The organism is Kribbella sp. NPDC050470 (genome assembly GCF_044458365.1).
In the GTDB taxonomy this organism is placed as follows: Bacteria; Actinomycetota; Actinomycetes; order Propionibacteriales; family Kribbellaceae; genus Kribbella.
This window is the reverse complement of the sequence record NZ_JBITHV010000001.1, coordinates 747,888-770,266: the sequence shown is the minus strand read 5'-3', so window position 1 is coordinate 770,266 and position 22,379 is coordinate 747,888. Positions and strand designations below refer to the sequence as shown.

Annotated in this window: 19 protein-coding genes; 10 read left to right on the top strand and 9 right to left on the bottom strand. The window is 70.1% G+C overall.

Translation table 11 applies throughout. The features are described 5' to 3' along the window. Positions 1 to 21: 21 nt before the first annotated feature. Genes pstB through phoU form a run of 3 tightly spaced genes read left to right on the top strand, consistent with a single transcriptional unit; the run spans position 22 to position 2,644 of the window. Entirely contained in the window at positions 22 to 921 is a 900-nt protein-coding gene (gene pstB / locus ACIBGM_RS03620) for a phosphate ABC transporter ATP-binding protein PstB (RefSeq protein ID WP_360517083.1), read from the top strand. 5 nt (positions 922 to 926) lie between these two features. Then, positions 927 to 1,715, top strand: coding sequence for a response regulator transcription factor (locus ACIBGM_RS03615; protein ID WP_360517080.1), 789 nt, complete (start codon positions 927 to 929; stop codon positions 1,713 to 1,715). Beyond that, positions 1,712 to 2,644: a phosphate signaling complex protein PhoU gene (gene phoU, locus ACIBGM_RS03610; protein ID WP_360517077.1), complete on the top strand. Its 933-nt coding sequence runs from the start codon at positions 1,712 to 1,714 to the stop codon at positions 2,642 to 2,644. Before ACIBGM_RS03615 ends, phoU begins: the two co-directional genes overlap by 4 nt. 15 nt (positions 2,645 to 2,659) lie before the next feature. On the opposite strand, the gene ACIBGM_RS03605 is transcribed toward phoU, so the two are convergent. Beyond that, positions 2,660 to 4,057 carry an FAD-dependent oxidoreductase gene (locus tag ACIBGM_RS03605; RefSeq protein WP_360517074.1) on the bottom strand — a complete coding sequence of 466 codons (1,398 nt, stop codon included), beginning with the start codon at positions 4,055 to 4,057 and terminating at the stop codon, positions 2,660 to 2,662. A 72-nt stretch (positions 4,058 to 4,129) separates the two neighbouring features. Between ACIBGM_RS03605 and ACIBGM_RS03600 the strand changes: the two genes are divergently transcribed. Continuing rightward, the gene (locus ACIBGM_RS03600) at positions 4,130 to 4,483 is read left to right on the top strand and encodes a metalloregulator ArsR/SmtB family transcription factor (protein WP_360517071.1); all 354 of its coding nucleotides are present in this window, start codon (positions 4,130 to 4,132) and stop codon (positions 4,481 to 4,483) included. A 36-nt stretch (positions 4,484 to 4,519) separates the two neighbouring features. Here ACIBGM_RS03600 and ACIBGM_RS03595 read toward each other — a convergent pair whose 3' ends face one another. The 7 genes from ACIBGM_RS03595 to ACIBGM_RS03565 form a co-directional block, all read right to left on the bottom strand. Then, the gene (locus tag ACIBGM_RS03595) at positions 4,520 to 5,503 is read right to left on the bottom strand and encodes a three-helix bundle dimerization domain-containing protein (RefSeq protein ID WP_360517068.1); all 984 of its coding nucleotides are present in this window, start codon (positions 5,501 to 5,503) and stop codon (positions 4,520 to 4,522) included. A 52-nt stretch (positions 5,504 to 5,555) separates the two neighbouring features. Then, on the bottom strand, positions 5,556 to 5,957 hold the full coding sequence (locus ACIBGM_RS03590) for an arsenate reductase ArsC (RefSeq protein WP_360517065.1): 402 nt from the start codon (positions 5,955 to 5,957) through the stop codon (positions 5,556 to 5,558). Continuing rightward, positions 5,954 to 6,703 (bottom strand): MIP/aquaporin family protein, encoded by a 750-nt coding sequence (locus tag ACIBGM_RS03585; protein ID WP_360517062.1) that lies wholly within the window; start codon positions 6,701 to 6,703, stop codon positions 5,954 to 5,956. Before ACIBGM_RS03585 ends, ACIBGM_RS03590 begins: the two co-directional genes overlap by 4 nt. Next, positions 6,700 to 7,368 (bottom strand): arsenate reductase ArsC, encoded by a 669-nt coding sequence (locus ACIBGM_RS03580; protein WP_360517059.1) that lies wholly within the window; start codon positions 7,366 to 7,368, stop codon positions 6,700 to 6,702. The genes ACIBGM_RS03585 and ACIBGM_RS03580 overlap by 4 nt, the downstream gene beginning before the upstream one ends. Beyond that, positions 7,365 to 8,063: an ArsR family transcriptional regulator gene (locus tag ACIBGM_RS03575; RefSeq protein WP_360517056.1), complete on the bottom strand. Its 699-nt coding sequence runs from the start codon at positions 8,061 to 8,063 to the stop codon at positions 7,365 to 7,367. The genes ACIBGM_RS03580 and ACIBGM_RS03575 overlap by 4 nt, the downstream gene beginning before the upstream one ends. A gap of 106 nt (positions 8,064 to 8,169) precedes the next feature. Further along, the gene (locus ACIBGM_RS03570; protein WP_360517053.1) at positions 8,170 to 8,826 is read right to left on the bottom strand and encodes a response regulator transcription factor; all 657 of its coding nucleotides are present in this window, start codon (positions 8,824 to 8,826) and stop codon (positions 8,170 to 8,172) included. Further along, positions 8,823 to 9,962 carry a histidine kinase gene (locus tag ACIBGM_RS03565; RefSeq protein ID WP_360517050.1) on the bottom strand — a complete coding sequence of 380 codons (1,140 nt, stop codon included), beginning with the start codon at positions 9,960 to 9,962 and terminating at the stop codon, positions 8,823 to 8,825. Before ACIBGM_RS03565 ends, ACIBGM_RS03570 begins: the two co-directional genes overlap by 4 nt. Positions 9,963 to 10,205: 243 nt before the next feature. Here ACIBGM_RS03565 and ACIBGM_RS03560 point away from each other — a divergent pair, with 243 nt between their 5' ends. Then, positions 10,206 to 12,308 carry an MMPL family transporter gene (locus ACIBGM_RS03560; RefSeq protein ID WP_396384372.1) on the top strand — a complete coding sequence of 701 codons (2,103 nt, stop codon included), beginning with the start codon at positions 10,206 to 10,208 and terminating at the stop codon, positions 12,306 to 12,308. Between the two features lie 34 nt (positions 12,309 to 12,342). Here ACIBGM_RS03560 and ACIBGM_RS03555 read toward each other — a convergent pair whose 3' ends face one another. After that, positions 12,343 to 13,428: a DUF2157 domain-containing protein gene (locus ACIBGM_RS03555; protein WP_396384371.1), complete on the bottom strand. Its 1,086-nt coding sequence runs from the start codon at positions 13,426 to 13,428 to the stop codon at positions 12,343 to 12,345. A gap of 180 nt (positions 13,429 to 13,608) precedes the next feature. Here ACIBGM_RS03555 and ACIBGM_RS03550 point away from each other — a divergent pair, with 180 nt between their 5' ends. Genes ACIBGM_RS03550 through fdhF form a run of 5 tightly spaced genes read left to right on the top strand, consistent with a single transcriptional unit; the run spans position 13,609 to position 22,375 of the window. Further along, a complete protein-coding gene (locus ACIBGM_RS03550) occupies positions 13,609 to 14,484 on the top strand; it encodes a universal stress protein (protein ID WP_396384370.1) in 876 nt (291 codons plus the stop codon). Positions 14,485 to 14,495: 11 nt separating this feature from the next. Then, entirely contained in the window at positions 14,496 to 15,374 is an 879-nt protein-coding gene (locus ACIBGM_RS03545; RefSeq protein ID WP_396384369.1) for a universal stress protein, read from the top strand. After that, complete coding sequence (locus tag ACIBGM_RS03540) at positions 15,371 to 18,046, top strand: cation-translocating P-type ATPase (RefSeq protein WP_396384368.1); 2,676 nt, start codon at positions 15,371 to 15,373, stop codon at positions 18,044 to 18,046. Before ACIBGM_RS03545 ends, ACIBGM_RS03540 begins: the two co-directional genes overlap by 4 nt. Next, positions 17,991 to 19,673 carry an NAD(P)H-dependent oxidoreductase subunit E gene (locus ACIBGM_RS03535; RefSeq protein ID WP_396384367.1) on the top strand — a complete coding sequence of 561 codons (1,683 nt, stop codon included), beginning with the start codon at positions 17,991 to 17,993 and terminating at the stop codon, positions 19,671 to 19,673. The genes ACIBGM_RS03540 and ACIBGM_RS03535 overlap by 56 nt, the downstream gene beginning before the upstream one ends. Next, complete coding sequence (gene fdhF, locus ACIBGM_RS03530; RefSeq protein WP_396384366.1) at positions 19,670 to 22,375, top strand: formate dehydrogenase subunit alpha; 2,706 nt, start codon at positions 19,670 to 19,672, stop codon at positions 22,373 to 22,375. The genes ACIBGM_RS03535 and fdhF overlap by 4 nt, the downstream gene beginning before the upstream one ends. Positions 22,376 to 22,379 lie beyond the last annotated feature (4 nt).

The following is a 22,379-nucleotide window of genomic DNA, read 5'->3' as shown; positions in this document are numbered from 1 at the left end:
ACCACCCCGGGAGAGCACGCCATGACGAACGTCGAACCGGACATCGCCACCGTTCCCGAGACGGTCGGCGCCGCCGGCGCCCCGCACGAGATCCGCGTCGAGCTCAGCGAACGCGGCGACCAGCACGCGCCGCCGGCCGAGCCCGACGGCGTGATCGAGCTCCGCGACCTCGAGGTGTACTACGACAAGTTCCTCGCCGTCTCCGGTGTCGACATGGTCTTCGGCAGCAAGCAGATCACCGCCCTGATCGGGCCCTCGGGCTGCGGCAAGTCGACCGTCCTGCGGTGCCTGAACCGGATGAACGACCTCGTCCCCGGCGCCCACGTGCTGGGCAGCATCCGGTACCACGGCGTCGACATGTACGACGACAGCGTCGACGTGATCGAGGTCCGCCGCCGGATCGGAATGGTGTTCCAGAAGCCGAACCCGTTCCCCAAGTCGATCTACGACAACGTCGCCTACGGCCCGCGCGTCACCGGCCTGAAGCCGAAGAGCATGGACGACGTCGTCGAGCGAGCGCTGCACGGCGCCGCACTGTGGGACGAGGTCAAGGACAAGCTCAAGCAGAGCGCGTACGGCCTGTCCGGCGGACAGCAGCAACGGCTGTGCATCGCCCGTACCATCGCCACCAACCCCGAGGTGATCCTGATGGACGAGCCGTGCTCGGCGCTGGACCCGATCGCGACGGCGAAGATCGAGGACCTGATGGTCGATCTGGCCAAGACCTACACGATCATCATCGTCACCCACAACATGCAGCAGGCCGCCCGGGTCTCGCACCGGACCGCGTTCTTCACCGCGGCGGCCGACGAGCACGGCCAGCGCACCGGCCGGCTGGTGGAGTTCGACAACACCAGCAAGATCTTCGGCAACCCGTCGGACAAACGCACCGAGGCCTACATCACCGGCCGGTTCGGGTGAGCGCGATGACCGCCCCGACGATGAACGCCCCGGAGTCAGCCGAGGTCCGGCCGCACCGGCGGCCCGGCCGGAAGGCGCAGTTCCGCATCTCGGTCCTGGTCGTCGACCACGGCGACGACGTCGACGAACTGCTGGCCGCCTCGGCCGATCAGCCCTTCGACGTGCACGTCTGCGCCGATGCAGCCGAGGCCCTCCTCCATGTCGGCAAGCTCTGCCCGGACGTCGTCCTCCTCGGCCCGTGCGCCGGGCGCCTGGATCCGATCGAGTTCCTGAGCATCGTGCGGACCGACGACCCGCACCAGCCGATCGTCGTCGGCGCCGAGGTGGGCAGCAACGAGTTCACCAGCCGGGCCAGCGACGCCGGCGCCAGCGCAGTCGTGCCCAGGCCGTACCGGGTCCGCGAACTCCTCGCACTCATCAACTCGCTCGCACCACCGCCGCACCAAGTCGGTCTGCGGCCCCCGGCCCTCGACCTCGGCCGGCTGCGGGTCGACGGCGCCGTCCCGCAGGCGTGGCTGGACGGGCGCCAGATCGAGCTACCGCCGATGGAGTTCCTCCTGCTGCGGTTCTTCGCGGAGCGACCTGGCGAGCTGGTCACGCGGCAGGAACTTCTCGACGCGGTCTGGGGCCGGGAGGCCGCCGTACGCAGCAACACGCTGAACGTCCACATCATGCGGCTGCGCAAGCGGCTCCGCGGCGACCACGGACCGGACTGGATCAGGGTGATCCGGAACCTCGGGTATCAGTTCGTGGTACCGACAGCCCCTGCCGTCGACCAGAAGTTCGCCCGATGACCGCGCGGCCGGCGACCGGGCTCGTCGCGGCGACCGGCGTACAGTTGGATCAGCACGGCACGATCGTCGTCGACCGGCAGATGCGCGCCAACGTCCCGGATGTCTGGGCCGCCGGAGATTGTGTCCACACCCATCACGTCCTGCTCACCGAGCCGACGTACGTGCCGCTGGGGACCACCGCACACAAACAAGGCCGCATCGCCGGAGCCCTTGGGACGCCATCCAACTCGCCGCGCTGCACTGGCTCGCAGCGCGGTAATCCGGCCACGGAGGCACCTATGCGCGAGATGTACCACGAGCAGCTCAACGACATCCTGATCGACCTCGAACGGATGACGCTCGTCGTCTCCGCCGCCGTGCAGCGCTCGACCAGCGCACTGCTCGCCGCGGACCTCAGTGCCGCCGAGGCGGTCATCGGCGCCGACACCCAGCTCGACGCCGCCGGCGAGACCGTCGAGGAGAAGATCTTCGACGTGATCGCCCGGCAGGCGCCGGTCGCAGCCGAGCTCCGGATGCTGGTCGCCGCGTTGCGGATGGTCGCCGACCTCGAGCGGATGGGCGACCTCGCCGCCCACGTCGCCAAGATCGCCCGCCTGCGCTACCCGGCGCCGGCCATCCCCACCGAGTTGCACGGCATGATCGAGGAGATGAGCCGCGCCACCCGGCGAATGGTCGACCAGGCCGGCGAGGTCATCTCCACCCGGGACGTCTCCGCGGCACTGCGGATCGAGGCCGCCGACGACGAGATGGACCGGCTCCGGCGCAACCAGTTCCGGCAGATGATGGATCCCTCCTGGCCGCACGGCGTCGAGGTCGCCGTCGACCTCGCCCTGCTCGGCCGCTACTACGAACGCATCGCCGACCACGCGGTCTCGATGGCCCGCCGCGTCATCTTCCTCGTCACCGGGCACATGCCGGCGGGCCAGTAGGCAACCCGCACCCAGTCAGCTGCAGCAGCCCGACTGGGTGCTCGGCTGGGCGTCGACCACGGTCAGCAGACCACCGCTGATCCCGGTAGCCAGTCCCCGGCCGGCCGGAGCCGCGATGGTGACGGCCTGCGGCGCCGGGCCGCAGCATCCGACCGCAGCCTCGTCGGACGACTCGCCGTACGCGAGGTTCGACGAGCACACCCCGGTCTCCGGCAGGTTCAGCTGGACGTCGCGCGCAGCGTCCCAGTCCCCCGCGATCGCCGCGACGACCGAGCGGGCCTGCTCGTAGCCGGTGGCCAGCAGGAACGTGGGCGCCCGGCCGTACGACTTCGCACCCACCGCGTAGTACCCCGGCTCCGGGTGAGTGAGCTCGTCGACGCCGTGCGGTGGAACGGTCCCACAGGAGTGCTGGTTCGGGTCGATCAGCGGTGCCAGCGCCCGCGTGGACGCCAGGATCGGGTCGAGGTCCAGCCTCAGCTCGCCGACGATCTCGTGGTCGGGCCGGAACCCGGTCGAGTTCACCACGTTGTCCGCGGCAACCCGCCGGTCCCCCGAGACCAGCTCCACCCGGCCGTCCGCCGTACGGGAGATCGCCTCGATCCGGAAGCTGCTCACCAGCTCCACCCGCCCGGACTGCACCAGCTGCCTCAGCCGGGACCCGAGCGCGCCACGCGCCGGCAACTCGTCGGCCTCACCGCCGCCATAAGTGCGGGCCTGGTCCGCGCCGCGAACCACCCACAGCACCTGCGTGCCCTGCTCCTGAGCGGCCAGATCACCAAGCTCCAGCAGGGTCGTCGCAGCCGAGTGACCAGCACCGACCACCGCCGTACGACGACCGGCGAAGCGCTCACGGTCGCGCACCAGCACGTCCGGCAACGCCGGCACGATCCGGTCGGCGACGTCGGCCTCGCCGCGCGCCGGGATCCCGGACCCGCCGAGCACGTTCGGCCGGCGCCACGTGCCCGTCGCGTCGATGACTGCGCTCGCAAGCAGTTCCTCGCCGTCGGCGAGCCGCACCAGGAAAGGCACCGCTTCGCGCCCCGCGGTACGGATGCGGTCGAAGCCGACCCGCGTCACCGCGGTCACCTGAGCGCCATACCGGATCCGGTCCCCGATCTGCGGCGTCTTGGCCAGCGGTGCGAGATAGGCGTCGACCAGGTCGCCGCCCGTCGGCAACTCGTCGAGGTCGGGCTCGATCCAGTCGGTCTGCTCCAGCAGTCGCCGCGCGGCACCGTCGATGTCGTAGCGCCACGGGCTGAACAGCTTCACGTGCCGCCACTCGTCGATCGCAGCCGCCACCGTCGGCCCCGACTCCAGCACCACGAACTCGAGGCCACGTTCGGCCAGGTGCGCCGCTGCTGCCAGTCCCACCGGGCCCGCTCCGATGACTACCACCGGCTCTGTCACGATCATCCTCCGTGCTGTCTAGACGTTCATCTAATCACGAAGCTTGCCTCTTGATTCGACAAGAGTCAAGATAGATCCATGTCGAAACAGGAGCTCGTCGTTCTCACCACCTGCTGCACGCCGATCTCCGAGGCCGCCCTCGACCCCGGCCAGGCCGCGGACGGCGCCGCCGTGTTCAAGGCACTGGCCGATCCGATCCGGCTCCGGCTGATGTCGATCATCGCCTCGGCCGGCGACGAGGTCTGCGTCTGCGACATCACACCGAACTTCGATGTGAGCGGGCCGACGATCTCGCACCACCTGAAGGTGCTCCGCGAAGCAGGCCTGGTCGACTGCGAGCGCCGCGGCACCTGGGTCTACTACTGGCCGATCCCCGAGCGCCTCACCTGGCTCTCGAACCTGCTGTCCGTCCCGACACCTGCAACTGTCTGACCGAATCGCCCTCGCGACCTGGTCGCCGGCCCCTGGTCAGGCAGTCGGGAACAGCTCGTCGACCAGTTCCCTGACCTGTTGGTGGATCTCGTCGCGGATCCGCCGTACCTCTGTGAGCGGCCGGCCCTCCGGGTCGCCGATCTGCCAGTCCAGGTAGCGCTTGCCGGGATAGAGCGGGCATGCATCGCCGCAGCCCATCGTGACGACGACGTCGGCGGCGCGGACGATCTCGTCGGTCAGCGGCTTGGGATACGCGCCACCGAGGTTGACGCCGACCTCGTTCATTGCGGTGACCACGTTCGCATCGACAAGGGCCACCGGCAACGAACCGGCCGATCGGACCAGCGCCCGATCGCCGGCCAGCTGACTCAGGAGACCCGCCGCCATCTGCGACCTTCCCGCGTTGCGGACGCAGACGAAGAGAACCTCGGACACCGAGCCCTGTGTCCTGCCCTCCGCCTTCGCCAAGGCAGCCAGTCGCTCGGCTGCGAAGTTCGCCGTCAGCGACGGCAGGAAACGTTGAACCCGGGATCGGGCCGCCAGCATGTCGTAGCTCTCGCCGACATAGCGCCGTACTGTCTCCGGCGAGAAGACTCCCGTGAAGCGGGTCGCCAACTGCTCAGAGATGCGCCGCAGCTGCCGATCGACCACGGCGGTGTCCAGGTCGAATGCCCGACCGCGGGCCGGCCCTTGCTTGGGCGACTCGACGCCGAGCAAGGTCGCCAACTGCGCGACCGCGTGGTGCGTCGGCCGGTAGTAGGTGTGCGCCTGCCGCCGTTCCCGGGTCAGCAGGTCCGCCTCGCAGAGCACCCGCAGATGGTGGCCGATCGTCGTCGACGACTGCTCGAGCTCGCCGGCGAGCTGACCCGCGCTGACCTCCCCGGCCGGATGTGTCAGCACCAGGCTCATCAGGCGCAGCCGGGTCGGATCCGCGACGACGCTCAGCTGAGCCGCGCGCCGCTCGGCGTCCTCGCGCGACAGCGGAATCACCAGCGCCTGCTGGCCCCCCGGCTTCGGCATAGCTCAATATTCACAGCCATCTATATACCGGTCAACGCGCCGGCCGCGGACCTCACGACGCCTGCAACTCGCCGACGAGCTTCTCGACCCGGCCGCGGATCTCGTCGCGGACCTGGCGGACGACCTCGATCGGCTGACCGGCCGGGTCGGTGAGCTCCCAGTCCTCGTACCGCTTGCCGGGGAAGATCGGGCATGCGTCGCCGCAGCCCATGGTGACGATGACGTCGCTCTCCCGGACGGCCTCGGTCTCCAGCAGTTGCGGCACAGCGCCGGTGATGTCGATACCGACCTCCTGCATCGCCTCCACGGCCACCGGGTTGATCTGGTCGCGCGGCGCGGAGCCGGCCGAGCGAACCTCGACGGTGTCGCCGGCCAGGTGCCGCAACCAGCCCGCGGCCATCTGGGACCGGCCGGCGTTGTGGACACAGACGAACAGAACAGTTGGCTTGCTCACTTGGAAGCTCCAGTACTCGCAGTGGTGTCGATGTGAGGGGTGACTACGTCGTCCGCAGCACGTCCGGCTCTCGGGTACAGCAGCGCCAGCAGGCCCACTCCGACGGCAGCGCCGACGAGCTGTGCGATCACGAAGCCCGGCAGAGACGCCGGGGCGATCCCGGCGAACGTGTCGCTGAACGCCCGCCCGATCGTGACCGCCGGGTTCGCAAACGATGTCGAGGAGGTGAACCAGTACGCCGCACCGATGTAGGCGCCGACTGCGGCCGGCGCGACCGACGCCCGCCCGGTTGCCGCGAGCGCGAAGATCAGCACGATCAACGCCGCCGTCGCGACGACCTCACCGAGCCACAGCTGCCCGGTGGCGCGTTCCGTCGTCGACCACGACACCGCCGCTTCGCCGTACATGAGATTCGCCAGTACGGCGCCCAGCACAGCGCCGACGATCTGCGCCGGGACGTAGGCGGCGAGGTCCTGCGCGGTCAGGCCGCTGCCGGTGCTCCGGCCGAGCCACCAGTCGACCGCCGAGACCACCGGGTTGAAGTGCGCACCCGACACCGGACCGATCATCAGGATCAGTACGGCGAGCCCGAGCGCGGTCGCGAACGCGTTCTCCAGGAGCTGCAGCCCGACGTCGTTCGGCGACAGCCTGGCCGCGGCGATCCCGGATCCGATGACGACGGTGACCAGAAGACCGGTTCCGATGCCCTCGGCAACTGCCCGTCGCCACAACGGCGTCGTGTTCACCGGCCGCTCACGACAGATACGTCGATCTCGTCGAGCAACTGGCGGACCCGGCGCTCGATCTCGTCGCGGATCGGGCGGATGTCGGCGACCTCGAGGCCGGCCGGGTCGTCGAGGACCCAGTCCTCGTACCGCTTGCCCGGGAAGATCGGGCATGCGTCGCCGCAGCCCATGCTGATGACCACGTCCGCGGCCCGAACCACCTCATCGGTCCACGGCTTGGGATACTCGCTCGAGATGTCGATGCCACGCTCAGCCATCGACTCGACCGCCGCCTGGTTCACCTCGGCACCCGGCTCCGAGCCGCCCGACCACCCGATGGCACGGTCACCGACCAGATGCTCGAAGAACCCAAGCGCCATCTGGCTGCGCCCGGCGTTGTGCACGCACAGGAACAGCACGACCGGCCGTCCGTCGTCGTGATGCCCCTCGACCCTGGCCAACGCCGTCAACCGCTGACGCGCGAAACGCTCGGCCAGCAGCGGCAGGAAGTTCGGCACCGTGCTGCCGGTCGCGAACTGGTCGTAGCTGGAGTGCAGGAACCGCTCGATCGTCTCCGGCCCGTAGATCCCGGCGAACTGCTCCCCCAGCCGGGAGGCCGCCGTACGCAACGCGAGATGCTGATCGATGGACAAGTCTTCACGGTGGTACCGACCGACTTCGGTCATGATCCCGTCCTCTTCTTCTTGCGATGGGACACCAGTGGCGCCAACCGGTCGACCCGATCGGCGATCTCGTCGTACGCGGCCTCGAAGGCCGCGTCCGTGTCCGTCGGCGCCGGATCCGGCACCGACCAGTGCACCCGCGGCCGCACCTCCGCCGGCAGGTGCTCGTACGCGATGTCGCACACCGCGATCACCAGGTCGTCCGACTTCACCACGTCGTCGACGTGCGCCGTACTCCAGCCGGCCGGATCCAGACCGCGCCGCCTGGCCACCTTCGCCGCCCGCGGATGCACCCGCTCCGCCGGCCGAGTCCCCGCCGATATCGCCGGGACGTGACTACGCCGAGCCCAGATCGCCGCCGCCAGCTGCGACCGGGCCGAGTTCTGCGTACACACGAACACCACGCGCGGCACCGCACTCAGCGGAGGAATCCCCACCTTCGACAACGCCTCAGGCACCAGCCGCACGTAGGTCCGGCGATGATCCCCTTCGGACCTCCCCCGCACCACGAGGCCGGCCTCCTGCAGAACCTTCAGATGATGCGCGACCAGGTTGGTCGGCATCTCCAGCAACGCCCCCAGCTCCCCCGGCGCCGCGTCCCCCACCGCCAACGCATCGACGATCGCCAACCGAGCCGGATCCCCGAGCGCCGCATGCACTCGGGCCCGCTCCACCAGAGACTTTCCCTCAACGCTCATTGCCTCAATGATCGCTGAGCTACTCCGCCCCTGTCAACACATGAGCTGCACCCTCCTCACACCCCCGGAGCAAGTCAATTCACCTGACGTGCACCAGCTGCCTGGTTCAGCGGCTGACGCGGCCGGTCTCGTAGGCCCACATGACGATCTCGACGCGGTTCCTGGCGTCGAGCTTGGTCATGATGCCGGCGATGTGCGTCTTGACGGTGCTGAGGCTGACATGGAGCTCGGCGGCGATCTCGGCGTTCGTCCGGCCCTGCGCCACAGTCAGCAGGACTTGCTCCTCGCGATCCGTGAGAGGTTCGACCGGCTGGACCAGCCGCCGACCGCCTCGTACGTCGGAGAAGGCGGCAAGCAGCCGGGCGGTGATGTTCGGGGCAATGAGCGCATCGCCGTCAGCGGCAGCATGAATCGCCTGGATCAAGAGCGCTGGCCCGGAGTCCTTGAGCAGGAATCCTCTGGCCCCGGCCTTGAGCGCTCCGTGCACGTACTCGTCGAGATCGAAGGTGGTGATCACCACGATCGCGAGCGGGTCGTCGACACCTGCGCCGGCGAGCTCGCGGGTCGCCGCGATGCCGTCCATACCGGGCATCCGGACGTCGAACAGGCAGACATCGGGTCGCAGCCGGCGGGCGAGGGTCACTGCCTCATGACCGTCCGCCGCCTGACCGACCACCTCGATATCGGGCTGGGCGTCGAGGATCATCGTGAGCCCGGTGCGGATCAGGTCCTGGTCGTCGGCGACCAGCACGCGGATGGTCATCGGGCCGCCTTGGGCAGGGTCGCCTCGACGGTCCAGCCGCCTTCCTGACCAGGCCCCGCCACGAGGAAGCCACCGAGAAGCATCGCCCGTTCGCTCATCCCGACCAGGCCGTAGCCCAACGGATTGCGTGCCGTCGCACCGCCGTCCCCGTCGTCGGAGACCGTCAGCCGCACGCAGTCCGCGTCGCCGATCACGCGTACGTCGATCCGGGTGGCGTGCCGCGCGTGGCGTACGGCGTTCGTGACCGACTCCTGGGCGATGCGATAGATCGCCGTACCGATCGGGGATCCGAGGTTGTCGAGGTCACCGGACAGGTCGAGCTCGACCCGCGGCGAGCCGACGCTGAGAGCCAGTCGCTCCAGGTCGGCGACCCCCGGTTGCGGCATCAGCGCACCGGCCCCGTCGCCGCGCAGACTCCCGACCATGACGCGCATCTCCGCGAGAGTACGCGACGCCTCCTCCTCGATCACGGCGAGCGCGTCCAGCGCGGCGTCGGGACGAGCAGCGCCGACGACTTGGCCGGCTTGCGCCCGGATGGCGATGGCCGAGACGTGGTGAGCGACCGTGTCGTGGAGCTCGCGGGCCAACTGTTCGCGTTCGCGCAGCCGCACCTGGTCCAGTTCACGCAGCCGCGACGTCGACCAGTAACGGACCGCCGTACCGAGCGTGGCCGGAAACATCAGGACCAGGCTGCCGACGATGGAATCGACAACCCCGGTGAAGTTTCCGGCCAGACCCAGCACCAACGTGACGAGGATGATCGCCAGCCCGATCCCGATCTCGCGTCCGGATCCCCACCGAAGCAGTGCGTACGGCAGCAGCAGTAGACACGCCATCGTGTTCAAGCCGACCGGGCTGCCGGTGGTGACCAGGCTCGCGACGTCGGCGACGATCACAGCGCCGAAGGCCCCGGCCACCACGGCCAGCGGATGCGTACGGCGCCACAGGAGAGACGTGATGACACCGAGCGCCAGCACGAGCGCGACAGGCCTCCAAACCAACGCATCGCGCAGTAGACCTTCGAGAATCGCCGTCGGAATCAGCACCAGCAGCAGCGCCCAGTCCCGCCACACCCGCTCGGGTGCCCCGGGTGCCCGCGGCTCCGCCCAGAGCGCGCGTACGGCGTTGGTCAGCATGTCCTCAGGGTAGAGATTCCCGGCGTACGGCGGATCAGCCCAAAGTACGGCGCGTCGGTCGGCCGATCGGGCTACCGAACTCCGCCCGTTCGCCTGAGGCGACGCCGCCGGCGTCTTCGCCACGCTATGACCACATCGGTCGCACCGCGCTGGAGGGGATCAGAGATGATGTCGAACTCGCTGTACCGGTTGGGACGGTTCGCCGCCCGACGGGCCTGGACAGTCATCGGACTGTGGCTTGCCGTGTCCGTGCTAGTTGTCATTGCCTCGGGCGCCTTCGGCCAGAAGCTCGAGGACTCCTTCGGCGCACCGGGGACCGACTCACAGCAGGCAACGGACCTGCTGACGGCCGCGGGTGCCGATCAGGCCGGCCTCACCGCCCAACTCGTCGTCACGCCGCTGGATGACCAGACGACCTTCTTCGACTCAGCCGAGGCGCGCGCAGCCCTCGCCCAGATCCGATCGGCGGCCTCCGAGCTGCCGAACGTGCTGGAGACGAGCGATCCCACCGCCACGCCAACGGCAGCCCCGGGAGTCATGTCACCCGACGGTCGGGTCGCCATCCTTCGGCTGCAGTATCCGGTGCTCGAACAACTGGACAAGTCGGACCTCGACAGACTGAAAGCGTTCGCTGCGCAGGAGCACCCACTCCGGGTCGAGGCAGGTGGCGACCTCTTCTTCGCCTTCGAAGAACCCGCTAGCGGACTCGGCGAAGCCATCGGGCTGCTCGCCGCGGTTGCCGTACTCCTGCTCGCCTTCGGATCGGTCATCGCGATGGGACTTCCCATCGGTATGGCGCTCTTCGGCCTGGCGCTCGGCGTCAGCTCGATGGCCCTGGTCGCCCACCTGATCGACATCCCGAGCTGGGCACCCGTGCTCGGCAGCATGATCGGCATCGGAGTCGGGATCGACTACGCGCTGATCCTCGTCACCCGGCACCGTGAACACCTCGCGCAGGGGATGCCCGTCGACGAGGCGGCCGGGCGGGCCGTCGCCACAGCCGGCCGGGCCGTCGTGCTCGCCGGCGGCACGGTCGTCCTCGCGATCCTCGGGCTCGCCGTCGCCGGCGTTCCGTTCATCACTGCCGGCGGCCTGGCCGTCTCGCTCATCGTGCTGACCATGGTGCTCGTCTCGATCACCCTGCTCCCCGCGTTCCTCGGCCTTGCCGGGCAGTGGATCAACCGTCTGGGGCTGCGGCGCAAACGTCGCTCCGCCGGGCCGGGTTGGCAGCGGTGGGCCGAGCATGTGGCGAGGAACGCCGTCGCGTACGTCGTCGGCGCCACCGTCCTGCTCCTCGCACTCGCTGCACCGCTGCTGGCTCTCCGCGTCGGCACCCCCGACGACGGCGCCCTCCCGGAAAACCGCACCCAACGCCAGGCCTACGACCTGGTCGCCGCGGGCTTCGGGCCCGGCATCAACGGGCCGCTGGTCATCGCCGTCGACATCTCGAAAGACCCAACCGTGATCCAGCCCCTCGTCGACGCCGTCAACGCCGACCACGGCATAGCCGACGTCGCACCTGCCCTGGTGAACGCCGAGGCCGGAGTCGCCACCGTGGTCTCCTTCCCGGCCACCGGACCGCAAGACGACGAAACCGTCCGCACCATCGAGCGTCTGCGCACCGACGTGCTCCCGGCCGCGATCGGCGGGCGCCCCGCCACGGCTCACGTCGGTGGTCAGACTGCGACCCTGGCGGACGTCGCCAACCGGGTCGAGGATCGCCTGCCATGGTTCATCGGCGCGGTGATCGTGCTCTCCATCCTGCTCCTGACAGTCGTCTTCCGGTCGGTCGTCGTACCGCTCAAAGCGGCCCTGATGAACCTGCTGAGCATCGGAGCCTCGTTCGGCGTGATGGTGATGGTGTTCCAGTGGGGCTGGGGCGCCGAGCTGATCGGACTGGAGGCGACGGTGCCGATCCTCCCATTCATTCCGCTGTTCATGTTCGCGATCCTGTTCGGGCTGTCGATGGACTACGAGGTGTTCCTGTTGTCCAGGGTGCGGGAGGAGTACGTGAACACCGGCGACAACGACACCGCCGTCGTCCGCGGCCTCGCGGCCACCGGACGGGTCATCACGGCGGCCGCGCTGATCATGATCTCGGTCTTCCTGAGCTTCGTCATCAACGACGATCCGAGCATCAAGATGTTCGGCCTCGGCCTGGCCACCGCCGTCTTCATCGACGCGACCATCGTGCGCCTCATCCTGGTCCCCGCCTCCATGAAGCTTCTCGGCAAAGCCAACTGGTGGCTCCCCACCTGGCTCGCCCGCCTGCTACCGGCAGCGCACGAGTCCCACACCTCCCGCCCGCCCGAACCAAGTCGGACCGACGACCACGCGCTCGTCTGACCCCTGTCGTAGCTGGAGGGAGGTGGGAGTCGTGTCAGGTGGTGCCGAGCAGGATCAGGAGGGCGGTGACCGTGAGGGCTACGCCGGCGCTTGCGGTCCACGCGACCTGCCGTGGGATCACGCCGTACTGGCGGTGCGCGCTGCCGCCAGTCGCCGGATGTCCGTCGCGACGACGGGCGATCCAGATCGCGACGGCGACCAGCAGGCCGCCGGCGCCAAGCAGCGCGATCGCAGCAGCAAGTTCACCGGGGAACCACTCGTTGACCGCGATCGGCAGGAACTGCACGGCACCCCAGCCTCCGAGTGCCAGCACGAGCAGATCCCGTGCCAGTACTGCGAGCGAGACCAGCGCAGCCGCTGTGACCAGAGCCAGCACGAGCCCGCCGTCGGCAGGCATCGTCATGCCGGCGCCGATGATCAGGCTGATCCCGCCGAACAGGAGTGCGCTCCAGCGCGGCCGTACGACGCCTCCCCAGCCGAGCAGGAACCAGATCGCGCCGACGCCCCACACTGCCAGCCCGGGAAGCTCGTCCTCAGCAGCGTTCAACTGGGCGGCCGCGGCGCCTGCCGTGCCGGCCAGCCCCGCGACCAGGACTGCCTGCTGCAGGCTCGTGGGCAGCCGCCACCACAGCAGCGCGGCGAGGGCCGTCGAGCCCGCGAAGACCAGCAGTGCAAGGTCCTCGTCCTGCCACTCGAGCACCTCGTTGCCGAGCAGGCCGAGGAAGCCGGCCGTGGACACCGTGGCACCGAGCCACAGGACAGCATGCATCCGCAGACCGGCCGGCCCAAGACGCTTGGGTACGGCGAACCCGGCCAGCAACAGCGTGACCGCTGCCGCGCCGACGACGAGCAGGTGACCGGCAGTCGAGAGGTCGTTCCAGTACTGAGAGGCGAGCAGCAACGACGCCACCACGATCAGCACACTGCCGAGGTATCCGAGCGCTTCGACCGCGAGGGAGGTCTCGTGGTGTTCCCGGGGCGCGGCCGGAGACAGCGGACGCGCCGGCCCGAGGTCGGCTCGCATCCGCTCAGCTTGTGCGGGCGTGATCACACCGGCTGCGACCCATCGATCGAGCAAGGCCGGCAGGTCGGCCGGACCGACGACCACGTCCTTCCCCATACCATCACCATCGCTCCGCCCGGCGCTGTTGCCCAGAGTCCAAAGTCACCTCGGTGCCGGGTCGCACGACGGCAGCCGCCATACCTCACGGATGCCACGCCCTTGCGGGACCTTTGGCCCTGACCGTGCGGGGGCTTCCCGGGCGACAGTCGACGTAGCAGGTCATTCCGAGGAGGAACGATGTCGTCACAGGCCGCCCCGATCGTTGCCGGGTACGACGGTTCGCAAGCAAGCCGGACCGCGTTGCACTGGGCCGCCGCCGAGGCTGACCGGCTGCGCACCCGCCTGCGTGTCGTCGAGGTTTTCGAACTCATCGTCGCGCTTCGCGCCACGCCCAGCACCGTGGTCCCGCTCGCTGCACTTCGAACCGCACGGGAGCACGGTCTCACTGCGCTGGCCGACGCCCTGCGTGCCCAGCATCCCGGCCTCGAAGTGGAGACCGTGCTGGTCGAGGGCACCCCCGCCGAGGCGCTCACGGAGGAGACCGCACACGCCCGGGTGCTGGTTCTCGGTTCTCGCGGGCTCGGCGGGTGGAGCGGGCTGCTGGTCGGCTCGGTCGCAGTACAGGTCAGCGCGCACGCACGGTGCCCCGTGGTCGTCGTACCGGCCGACCTACGTCCCCGCGCGCACGAGAAGGTGACCGTCGTCGTCGGTGTCGACGGCTCCAAGACGTCTGCGAAGGCCATCGATTTCGCCTTCGACCAGGCGGAGGCGATCGGAGCCACGGTCGTCGCCGTCAACGCCTGGTCCAACCCGTTCCTGACCCACGTGGACGGGCATTCGATGCTGCAGTTCGACGACGAGGCAGTGCAGGAGTCTGCCCGTCTCCTTGTCGCGGAGTCGATCGCGGGCGCCCGCGAGGATCACCCGGACGTGGAGTGTGAGACCCGGCTGACGAACGGCCATCCAGCCCAGGCGATCCTGCTCGCGGCCGAGTCTGCACAACTCGCGGTGGTCGGCTCCCGCGGCCGCGGCGGCTTCACGGGCCTGCTGCTCGGTTCCGTCGGCCAGGGCGTCCTGCAGCACGCCCACTGTCCGGTCGCCATCGTGCGGTGAGGTGATTCGGGATGTCCATCAAGTCTCCACCGGCCCTCGTCGTCGGGATCGACGGTTCCCGCGACGGGCTGATCGCACTCGCCTGGGCGGTCCGGTACGCCGGGCGGCGTGGGCTGACTCTGCGTGCCGTCCATGTCGTCGACGACGATCGCCCGTCGCCGCCGGCACCACCGGCCGCATACGACGACGGCTCCGGCGAGATCGAGGAGGCCGCCGCCGAACTGACTCGGCTCGGCTTCCGCGACGCCACCGGCGAAGTGCGGCATGGTCATCCGGCGACCACACTCCTGGAGCTCGCGAGCGAGAGCGGCAGCGTGCTGGTGATCGGCCGGCGCGGCCTGGGCGGGTTCGCGGAGCTGGTCATCGGGTCGACGTCGCAGGTCTGTGCGGCGCTGTCGACCGGGACGCTGGTCGTCGTACCCGACGAGTGGGATCCCGAGGCGAGCCCGAAGGGCCGGGTGGTGGTCGGCGTCGACGGCTCGGCCGACTGTCAGGCCGCTCTGGGTTTCGCCTTCGACACAGCAGCCCTCGAGGAAGCCGAGCTCGAGGCCGTCCACGCCGCCAACGTGCCGGAAAGCTATCCGCCGCCGGATCTGTGGATGGACCCCGAGCAGCAGCCGTGGATCCCACACGCCAAGATCCTTGTCGCCGAGTCCCTCGCCGGCTGGCGGGAGAAGTACCCTGACGTCGACGTCCGGACCCGCTGCACGGACGGGCATCCGGTCCAGGCCCTGGCCGTCGAGTCCGCCGAGGCGGATCTCGTCGTGGTCGGTGGGCGGGGACGCACCCAGTTCAGCCCACTGCTGCTGGGATCAGTGGCCCGCGGCCTGCTGCACCACAGCAAGTGCCCGGTGGCAGTGGTACACCACGAAACCCGCGTGGCTGCATGAGCGTTGAAGTTTCGCCGCCCCGCGGGTTGACCGATGCCGAGGCCACACGCGCTCTGGCCGGGCACGGGCCAAACGCCATCGCCGCGCCCAAGCCTGTCCCGGTACGCAGCCGCATCCTGGCGCAGCTGCGCGATCCGATGATCCTGTTGCTGATCGCCGCCGCAGTACTCACCGCGTGTCTGCACGACCTGACGGATCTCACCGTGATCCTCATGGTGATCGTGCTCAACACCACGGTCGGTGTGATCCAGGAACTTCGCGCGGAGCATGCGCTAGCCGCTCTGCACAGCCTTGCGGCACCCCACGCGACCGTGGTTCGCAGCGGCCGGACGACGGTGATCCCGGCCGCGGACGTCGTTCCCGGCGACCTGGTCGTCCTGGACGCCGGCGACATCGTGCCTGCCGACCTCAAGCTGTCCAGTGCAGTTCGGCTACAGGCCGACGAATCCGCGCTGACCGGTGAATCAGTCCCGGTCGAGAAGGACCACGAGGACGAGGCGTTCGCCGGCACGGTCATCACCCGAGGCCGTGGCTCAGGCACGGTGTCCCGGACCGGGCCGGACAGCGCGCTGGGCAGGATCGCCGGCCTGCTCGCATCGCAGCGGCCACGCCCGACTCCCCTGCAGAACCGCCTCACGGCGCTCAGCCGGATCCTCAGCCTGGTCGCGCTGGTCCTGTCCGGCATCGTCGCCGTCGCCGGCCTGCTCAGAGGACTGCCGCCGGCCGAGATGGTGGTGACCGCGGTCAGCCTCACGGTCGCCGCCGTACCGGAATCGCTGCCCGCGGTGGTCACCCTCGCCCTGGCCATCGGCGCCCATCGAATGGCTCGGCGCTCGGCCCTCGTCCGCCGGCTCCCCGCCGTCGAGACACTCGGATCGGTCACCATGGTCGCCGCGGACAAGACCGGAACGTTGACCGAGAATGTCATGCTCGCCGAGCGGCTGTGGACCGAGCACGGCGAGTTCATTGCCGGCGGCAATGGTTACGCCCCCGACGGCGAGCTGTCGCCGCTCGGCGAGGCCCAGCCGCCGGACCGGCTGCTGCGCGACCTCGCCCTCTGCAACGACGCCGACCTGCGCCCGCCGGCAGCCGGCCAACCCGAGTGGCTGCCGCTCGGCGATCCGACCGAAGCCGCACTGCTCGTCCTCGCCCACCGAGGTGGCGCCGATCCGGCCGGGCTGCGCGCGACATACCCGCGCATCGCCGAGATCCCGTTCGACAGCACCCGCAAGCGGATGACGACCTTCCACCCGCTGCCCGACGGCTCCGGCGTACTCGCGGTCGGCAAGGGAGCACCCGAGGTCATCCTCGACCCCTCCGTCACGTCGTACGGCGATCTCGCAGCGGCCGGCGCTGTCGCAGCGGAACTCGCGGCCGACGGCTACCGGGTTCTCGCCGTCGCGGACCGGGTGCTGCCGCCGGGCGCGGAGCGATCCGAGAACGGACTGCGGCTGGCCGGTCTGGTCGCGATCACCGATCCCGTCCGCCACAACGCCGCCGAGGTGGCCGATTCCTTCGGTCAGGCCGGTGTCGGGCTGCTGCTGATCACCGGCGACGCGCCCGGGACCGCGCAGGCGGTGGCCGGCCGCATCGGCCTGCACACCGACCAGGTGGTCACGGGCGCCGACATCGATGCCGGCGCGGATCCGGCCGGCGGCCGGGTGTACGCCCGGATCCGCCCGGAGCAGAAGCTCGACATCGTCCGCGCCTGGGAGGACGCCGGCCACGTGGTCGCGATGACCGGCGACGGCGTCAACGACGCACCCGCACTGCGGCGTGCCGACATCGGCGTTGCCATGGGCAAAGAAGGCACCGAGGTCGCCCGGCAGGCGGCGGACCTGATTCTCACCGACGACGACCTCGGCACGGTCGCGGCCGCGATCGAGGAGGGCCGGCGGATCTACGCGAACGTGCGCACGTTCCTGCGGTACGCGCTCAGTGGCGGGCTCGCCGAAGTACTCGTGATGCTGATCGGTCCACTGCTCGGGTTGGCCACGCCGCTGGTACCGGCCCAGATCCTGTGGATCAACCTGCTCACCCACGGCCTGCCCGGTGTCGCGATCGGAGCGGAGCCGGCCGACCCGCGGGCGATGCGCCGTGGACCGCGCTCTCCGGGCGAACAGGTCCTGGGCGCCGGTCTGTGGCAGCGCATCGCCTGGACCGGAACGCTGATCGCAGCTGTCAGCCTCGCCGCTGCCCTCTGGGCCCGATCGACCGGAGCCCCCTGGCAATCCATGACCTACCTCGTCCTCGGACTGGCCCAACTCGGCGTCGCGATCGCACTGCGCCGGCCTCGCCCCCGCGGCGAACCCCGGCTGCGCTTCCTCGACGTCGCCGTCGCCGGAGCGCTCGTCGCCCAGGTCGCCCCACTGTTGCTGCCGCCCCTGCGCGACCTGCTGAGTCTGCAGCCGCTGTCAATGACCCAGTTCGCGGTGTCCCTCGCCTTCGCAGTACTGCCTGGCCTGGTGGTCGCTCTACTCCGCCTCCGACGTCGGCCTGAACCCAACTGCGGCGATCAGGGCCATCCGGTCCACCTGGACCAGGCCCTTCTGCCCTGTCCCGATCGCCATCCGGCGCGGTCTGCTGGGAGACGGTGCACAACGAAGGAGTACGGCGATGAGCGATTGGACGGCGGACGCACTACGCCGGTACGCAGACAGATTCGGCCGTGACCTCGGATCGGTCCGGGCGGAACTGCTGACCGGCGACACCGCTCCTGCTGTACCGGGTCCTCCGTCACCGGGAGCTGCCGGGGGCCTCGCGCGGGACCACAGCCTTCCGGCCGCTGCCGGGACCGGGCCTGCCACGTTCTTCGCCGACTTCACCGCACCACACGGCCGACGGCACGTCCGTGCCTGCGGTGCCGCCGCTTGCATGGCGGCCAGCGGCGGTGGCCATCTCCAGCAGATCGCGGATGCGCTCGGTGTGCCGATGGACACCTGCAGCGCCGACGGCGCAGTGTCACTCCAAGAGGTGCGTTGCCTCGGATACTGCTACGCCGGACCTGCCGCTCTCGCAGGGGACACTGCCTACGCCGGTTCGGATCTCCCTGCGCAGCTCACCGGGAAGCACCCGCCGCAGGATCCCCCGATCCCCGTCCACGCGCACAGCCGGAAGGCCGTCGTGACAGCTGGTCTCGTCGCCGGCGACGCCAGTTGGTCGGTGTGGCCCGAGGTCGTCCGGCGCGACGATCCCGCCGAGGTCCTGGCCGCGGTCGGCACCGCCGGGCTGCGTGGGCGCGGCGGCGCGGGCTTCCCGACCGCGCGCAAGTGGGCCGCGGCGCGGACCCATCCTGGACCGCGCGTGGTGGTGGCCAACGGCGACGAAGGCGACCCGGGTTCGTACGTCGACCGGCTGCTGATGGAACGCGATCCGGACCGGCTCCTCGAAGGGCTCGCGCTGGCCTGCTTCGCGGTGCAGGCCGAAGAGGCGGTGATCTTCGTCCGGGCCGAGTACCCGCGCGCCCGGGAACGACTTCGGACCGCGATCCGGCGCGCGTACGCGGACGGTCACTTCGGGCACCGGGTGCACGGCAGCAAGCAGTCCCTCGACGTACGGGTCGAGCCTGGTGCCGGATCGTATGTGTCCGGCGAGGAGACGGCCCTGCTCAACGCGCTCGAAGGTCTGCGCGGGGTCGTCCGGCCGCGACCGCCGTACCCCGTGGAGCACGGCCTCGGCGGCCGGCCGACGGTGGTGAACAACGTCGAGACCCTTGCCGCCGTCCCCTGGATCGTCAGGCACGGCGGCGCGAGCTATGCCGCCCTCGGCACCGCCGGGGAAAACGGAACCGTGGTGGTGAGCCTGTCGGAGCGATTCGCCCGGCCGGGAGCCTACGAGGTGGAGATCGGCACCTCGGTCCGCCGGCTCGTCGAGGAACTCGGCGGTGGTCTCCGCGACGACGCCGTACTGCGGTCGATCCAGATCGGTGGCCCGCTGGGTGGATTCCTCGCTGCTGACGACCTCGACCTGCCGCTCAGCGACGCTGCCCTGTCGACGCGAGGTGCGGCCCTCGGCCACGCGGGGATCGTCGCCTTCGACGACCGCCTGACCGGTGAGGAGATCCTGCGGCATGTCTGGCGGTTCGCAGCGGCCGAGAGTTGCGGCGCCTGCTCACCCTGCCGCGTCGGCACCCGACGCGGCCTCCGGCTGTCCCACCTGGTGCCGTCGGCGGACGTGGTGACCGCGCGCGATCAGGTCCTCCGCACCATGGCGACCGGCAGCCTTTGTGCCTTCGGGCGGCGAGTCCCGGTCGCAGTCCGCAGCCTCGCTCGCGTCTACGGAATCGAGGGCCGGCCATGATCCAGGTCTTCATCGACGGCCAGCCCGTCGCGGTTCGTCCCGATGCCACCGTGCTCGACGCGGTCCGGGCCGCCGGCCGGAGCGTTCCGGCGCTCTGCCACGACGATCGCCTGACGCCGGCCGCCTCCTGCCGGACGTGCCTGGTCGATGCAGACGGCAACGGTCCGGTCGCGGCCTGCACGACGCCGGTCCGGGACGGACTCCGGATCGGTCTCGCCATCGGCGAGCAGTGGCGCCGGGACGCGCTCGCGACCATCGTCGCCGGGCTCCCGGCACGGGCTCTCGACGTCCCCGCCGACCGCAGCGAGCTCGTCCGGCGTTGCCACGAGCTCGGCGTCACGGGCGAGCCCCTGGCGTTGCCGGCCGAGTCTCGCGGAGTCGACCATTCACATCCGTACGTCAAGCTCGATCGCGATCTCTGCATTGCCTGCGGTCGGTGCGTCCGTGCTTGTGCCGAGATCCAGGGCTCGTTCGCCATCACGCTCACCGGACGCGGCCCGGACACAGTCGTCGCCCCCGGCACCGGCGGACTCTGGTCCGACTCGGACTGCGTCAGCTGCGGTGCCTGCGTCGACACCTGTCCCACCGGAGCGCTGTCCGAGCCGGGGCTGCTCGACCCCCGGCCGATCGAGCAGTGGACCCGCACCACGTGTGGGTACTGCGGCGTCGGATGCACCCTGGACGTGGCCACCCGCGACCGCGAGATCGTCACCGTCCGGCCGGTCGTCGACGGGACGGTGAACCGTGGCCACGCCTGTGTGAAAGGCCGGTTCGCGCACAGCTTCGTCAGTTCACCGGATCGGTTGCGCTCACCACTGGTACGACGCAACGGCGAACTGGTCCCCGCGTCCTGGGAGGAAGCGTTCGACATCGTCGCCGGACGACTGCGACAGCTCGCCGCCCCCGACCGGTTCGCGGTCATCTCCTCCGCGCGGGCCACGAACGAGGAGAACTACCTGATCCAGAAGTTCGCCCGGGTGGCCATCGGCACGAACAACGTCGACAACTGCGCGCGACTGTGCCACGCCCCGTCTGCGGCCGGCCTGGCGACCACGTTCGGACTCGGCGGCGGGACCAACGCCTTCGACGACCTCGACCGCTGCGACGCGATCCTGCTCGCCGGCGCCAACCCGACCGACGCCCACCCGGTCGTCGGCGCCCGTATCCTGCAGCGGGTCATCGACGGGGCCCGGCTGGTCGTGATCGATCCCCGCCGTACCGAGCTCGCCAGGCACGCCGACGTGCATCTCCAGGCCCGGCCGGGGACGAACGTTGCCGTCTTCAACGGTCTGGCCCACGTCCTGATCCGGGACGGCCTCGTCGACAGGGGATTCCTGTGCAACCGCGCGACCGGGTACGACGAGTTGCAGGACCTGGTCGGCGACTACACACCCGACCGGGTCTGCGACATCAGCGGCGTCGCCGTCGACGACCTGGTCGCGGCGGCCCACCTGTACGGCGAGGCCGCCGTACCGGCGATCTTCTACGGGCTCGGCGTCACCGAGCACCTGCACGGCACGGACGGCGTACGGACGCTCGCGAACCTGGCGATCCTCCGCGGCGCCGTCGGAACCGCCCGCGGCGGTGGGGTGAATCCGCTGCGTGGACAGAACAACGTGCAGGGCGCCTGCGACATGGGCGCGCTGCCCGATCTGCTGCCCGGCTACCAGAAGGTCGGCGATCAGCAGGCCCGGGCCCGGTTCGAGTCGGCGTGGCGGGCACCACTGCCGACGACCCGCGGGCTACGCATCCCGCAGATGTTCGAGGCAGCGCGCGCCGGGCGGCTGGAGGTGCTGTGGGTCGTCGGCGAGGACGTGATGTCCACAGACCCGGACACCGCTGCCGTTCGGGCCGCTCTCGAGGCGTGCCCGTTGATCGTCTGCAACGACTTGTTCCTGTCGGCCACCGCACAGGCCGCGGACGTGGTGTTCCCGGTCGCGTCCTGGCTGGAGAAGGACGGTACGTTCGTGAACTTCGACCGCCGGTTCCAGCGCGTCCGGCCGGTACTCGACCCACCTTCCGGAGTGCGCCCGGACCTGGACGTCTTCCTGGAGATCGCGACCAGGCTCGGTGTCGATCTCGGCTGTGCCACGCCGGCGGAAGCGCTCGACGAGTGCAACTCGCTCGCGCCACTGTTCGGCGGCGTCTCCCATCGACGGCTCGACGCGGGCGCCGTACTGCACTGGCCTTGTCCGTCCGGTGACGACTCCGGCAGCCCGACGCTCTACCTCGAGGAGTTCGCGACCCGGGATCAGCGGGCACGCCTGGCCGCGAAGCCTTACCTGCCGCCTGGCGCCGAGCCGGACGCCGGTTTCCCGTACCTTCTGGTCACCGGACGGCGTGCGGAGCACTACAACTCGGGTGAGATGACGCGGCGCACTCCGAATCTTTCGCTCCGGGACGGCGAACACCTCGACATCGAACCGTTCGACGCGGCCTCGCTCGGCCTGCACGAGGGCGAGTCCGTCGAGATCACCAGCCGGTACGGCAGCACCGCGCTTCCCGTCCACCTGACCGACGACGTCGCGCCCGGCCAGGTGTTCTGCGCGTTCCACTTCCCGGCTGCCGGCATCAACGACCTCACCTCCCCCGTCGGCGACGAGATCACCGACTGTCCGGAGTACAAGCTGACCGCGGTCCGGCTCCGTCGAGCCGAGGACCTTGCCCGGACAGGCCCTTGGTCCCGTCGGAACGGGACATAACCGC

Bases quoted from the DNA above. Each gene is read 5' to 3' on its own strand.
- phoU (WP_360517077.1), top strand. From the start codon at position 1,712: ATGACCGCGCGGCCGGCGACCGGGCTCGTCGCGGCGACCGGCGTACAG.
- ACIBGM_RS03535 (WP_396384367.1), top strand. From the start codon at position 17,991: ATGAGCGATTGGACGGCGGACGCACTACGCCGGTACGCAGACAGATTC.
- ACIBGM_RS03545 (WP_396384369.1), top strand. From the start codon at position 14,496: ATGTCCATCAAGTCTCCACCGGCCCTCGTCGTCGGGATCGACGGTTCC.
- ACIBGM_RS03565 (WP_360517050.1), bottom strand. From the start codon at position 9,962: ATGCTGACCAACGCCGTACGCGCGCTCTGGGCGGAGCCGCGGGCACCC.
- ACIBGM_RS03615 (WP_360517080.1), top strand. From the start codon at position 927: ATGACCGCCCCGACGATGAACGCCCCGGAGTCAGCCGAGGTCCGGCCG.
- ACIBGM_RS03595 (WP_360517068.1), bottom strand. From the start codon at position 5,503: ATGCCGAAGCCGGGGGGCCAGCAGGCGCTGGTGATTCCGCTGTCGCGC.
- ACIBGM_RS03605 (WP_360517074.1), bottom strand. From the start codon at position 4,057: ATGATCGTGACAGAGCCGGTGGTAGTCATCGGAGCGGGCCCGGTGGGA.
- ACIBGM_RS03555 (WP_396384371.1), bottom strand. From the start codon at position 13,428: ATGGGGAAGGACGTGGTCGTCGGTCCGGCCGACCTGCCGGCCTTGCTC.
- ACIBGM_RS03570 (WP_360517053.1), bottom strand. From the start codon at position 8,826: ATGACCATCCGCGTGCTGGTCGCCGACGACCAGGACCTGATCCGCACC.
- fdhF (WP_396384366.1), top strand. From the start codon at position 19,670: ATGATCCAGGTCTTCATCGACGGCCAGCCCGTCGCGGTTCGTCCCGAT.
- ACIBGM_RS03600 (WP_360517071.1), top strand. From the start codon at position 4,130: ATGTCGAAACAGGAGCTCGTCGTTCTCACCACCTGCTGCACGCCGATC.
- ACIBGM_RS03550 (WP_396384370.1), top strand. From the start codon at position 13,609: ATGTCGTCACAGGCCGCCCCGATCGTTGCCGGGTACGACGGTTCGCAA.
- ACIBGM_RS03540 (WP_396384368.1), top strand. From the start codon at position 15,371: ATGAGCGTTGAAGTTTCGCCGCCCCGCGGGTTGACCGATGCCGAGGCC.
- pstB (WP_360517083.1), top strand. From the start codon at position 22: ATGACGAACGTCGAACCGGACATCGCCACCGTTCCCGAGACGGTCGGC.
- ACIBGM_RS03580 (WP_360517059.1), bottom strand. From the start codon at position 7,368: ATGACCGAAGTCGGTCGGTACCACCGTGAAGACTTGTCCATCGATCAG.
- ACIBGM_RS03575 (WP_360517056.1), bottom strand. From the start codon at position 8,063: ATGAGCGTTGAGGGAAAGTCTCTGGTGGAGCGGGCCCGAGTGCATGCG.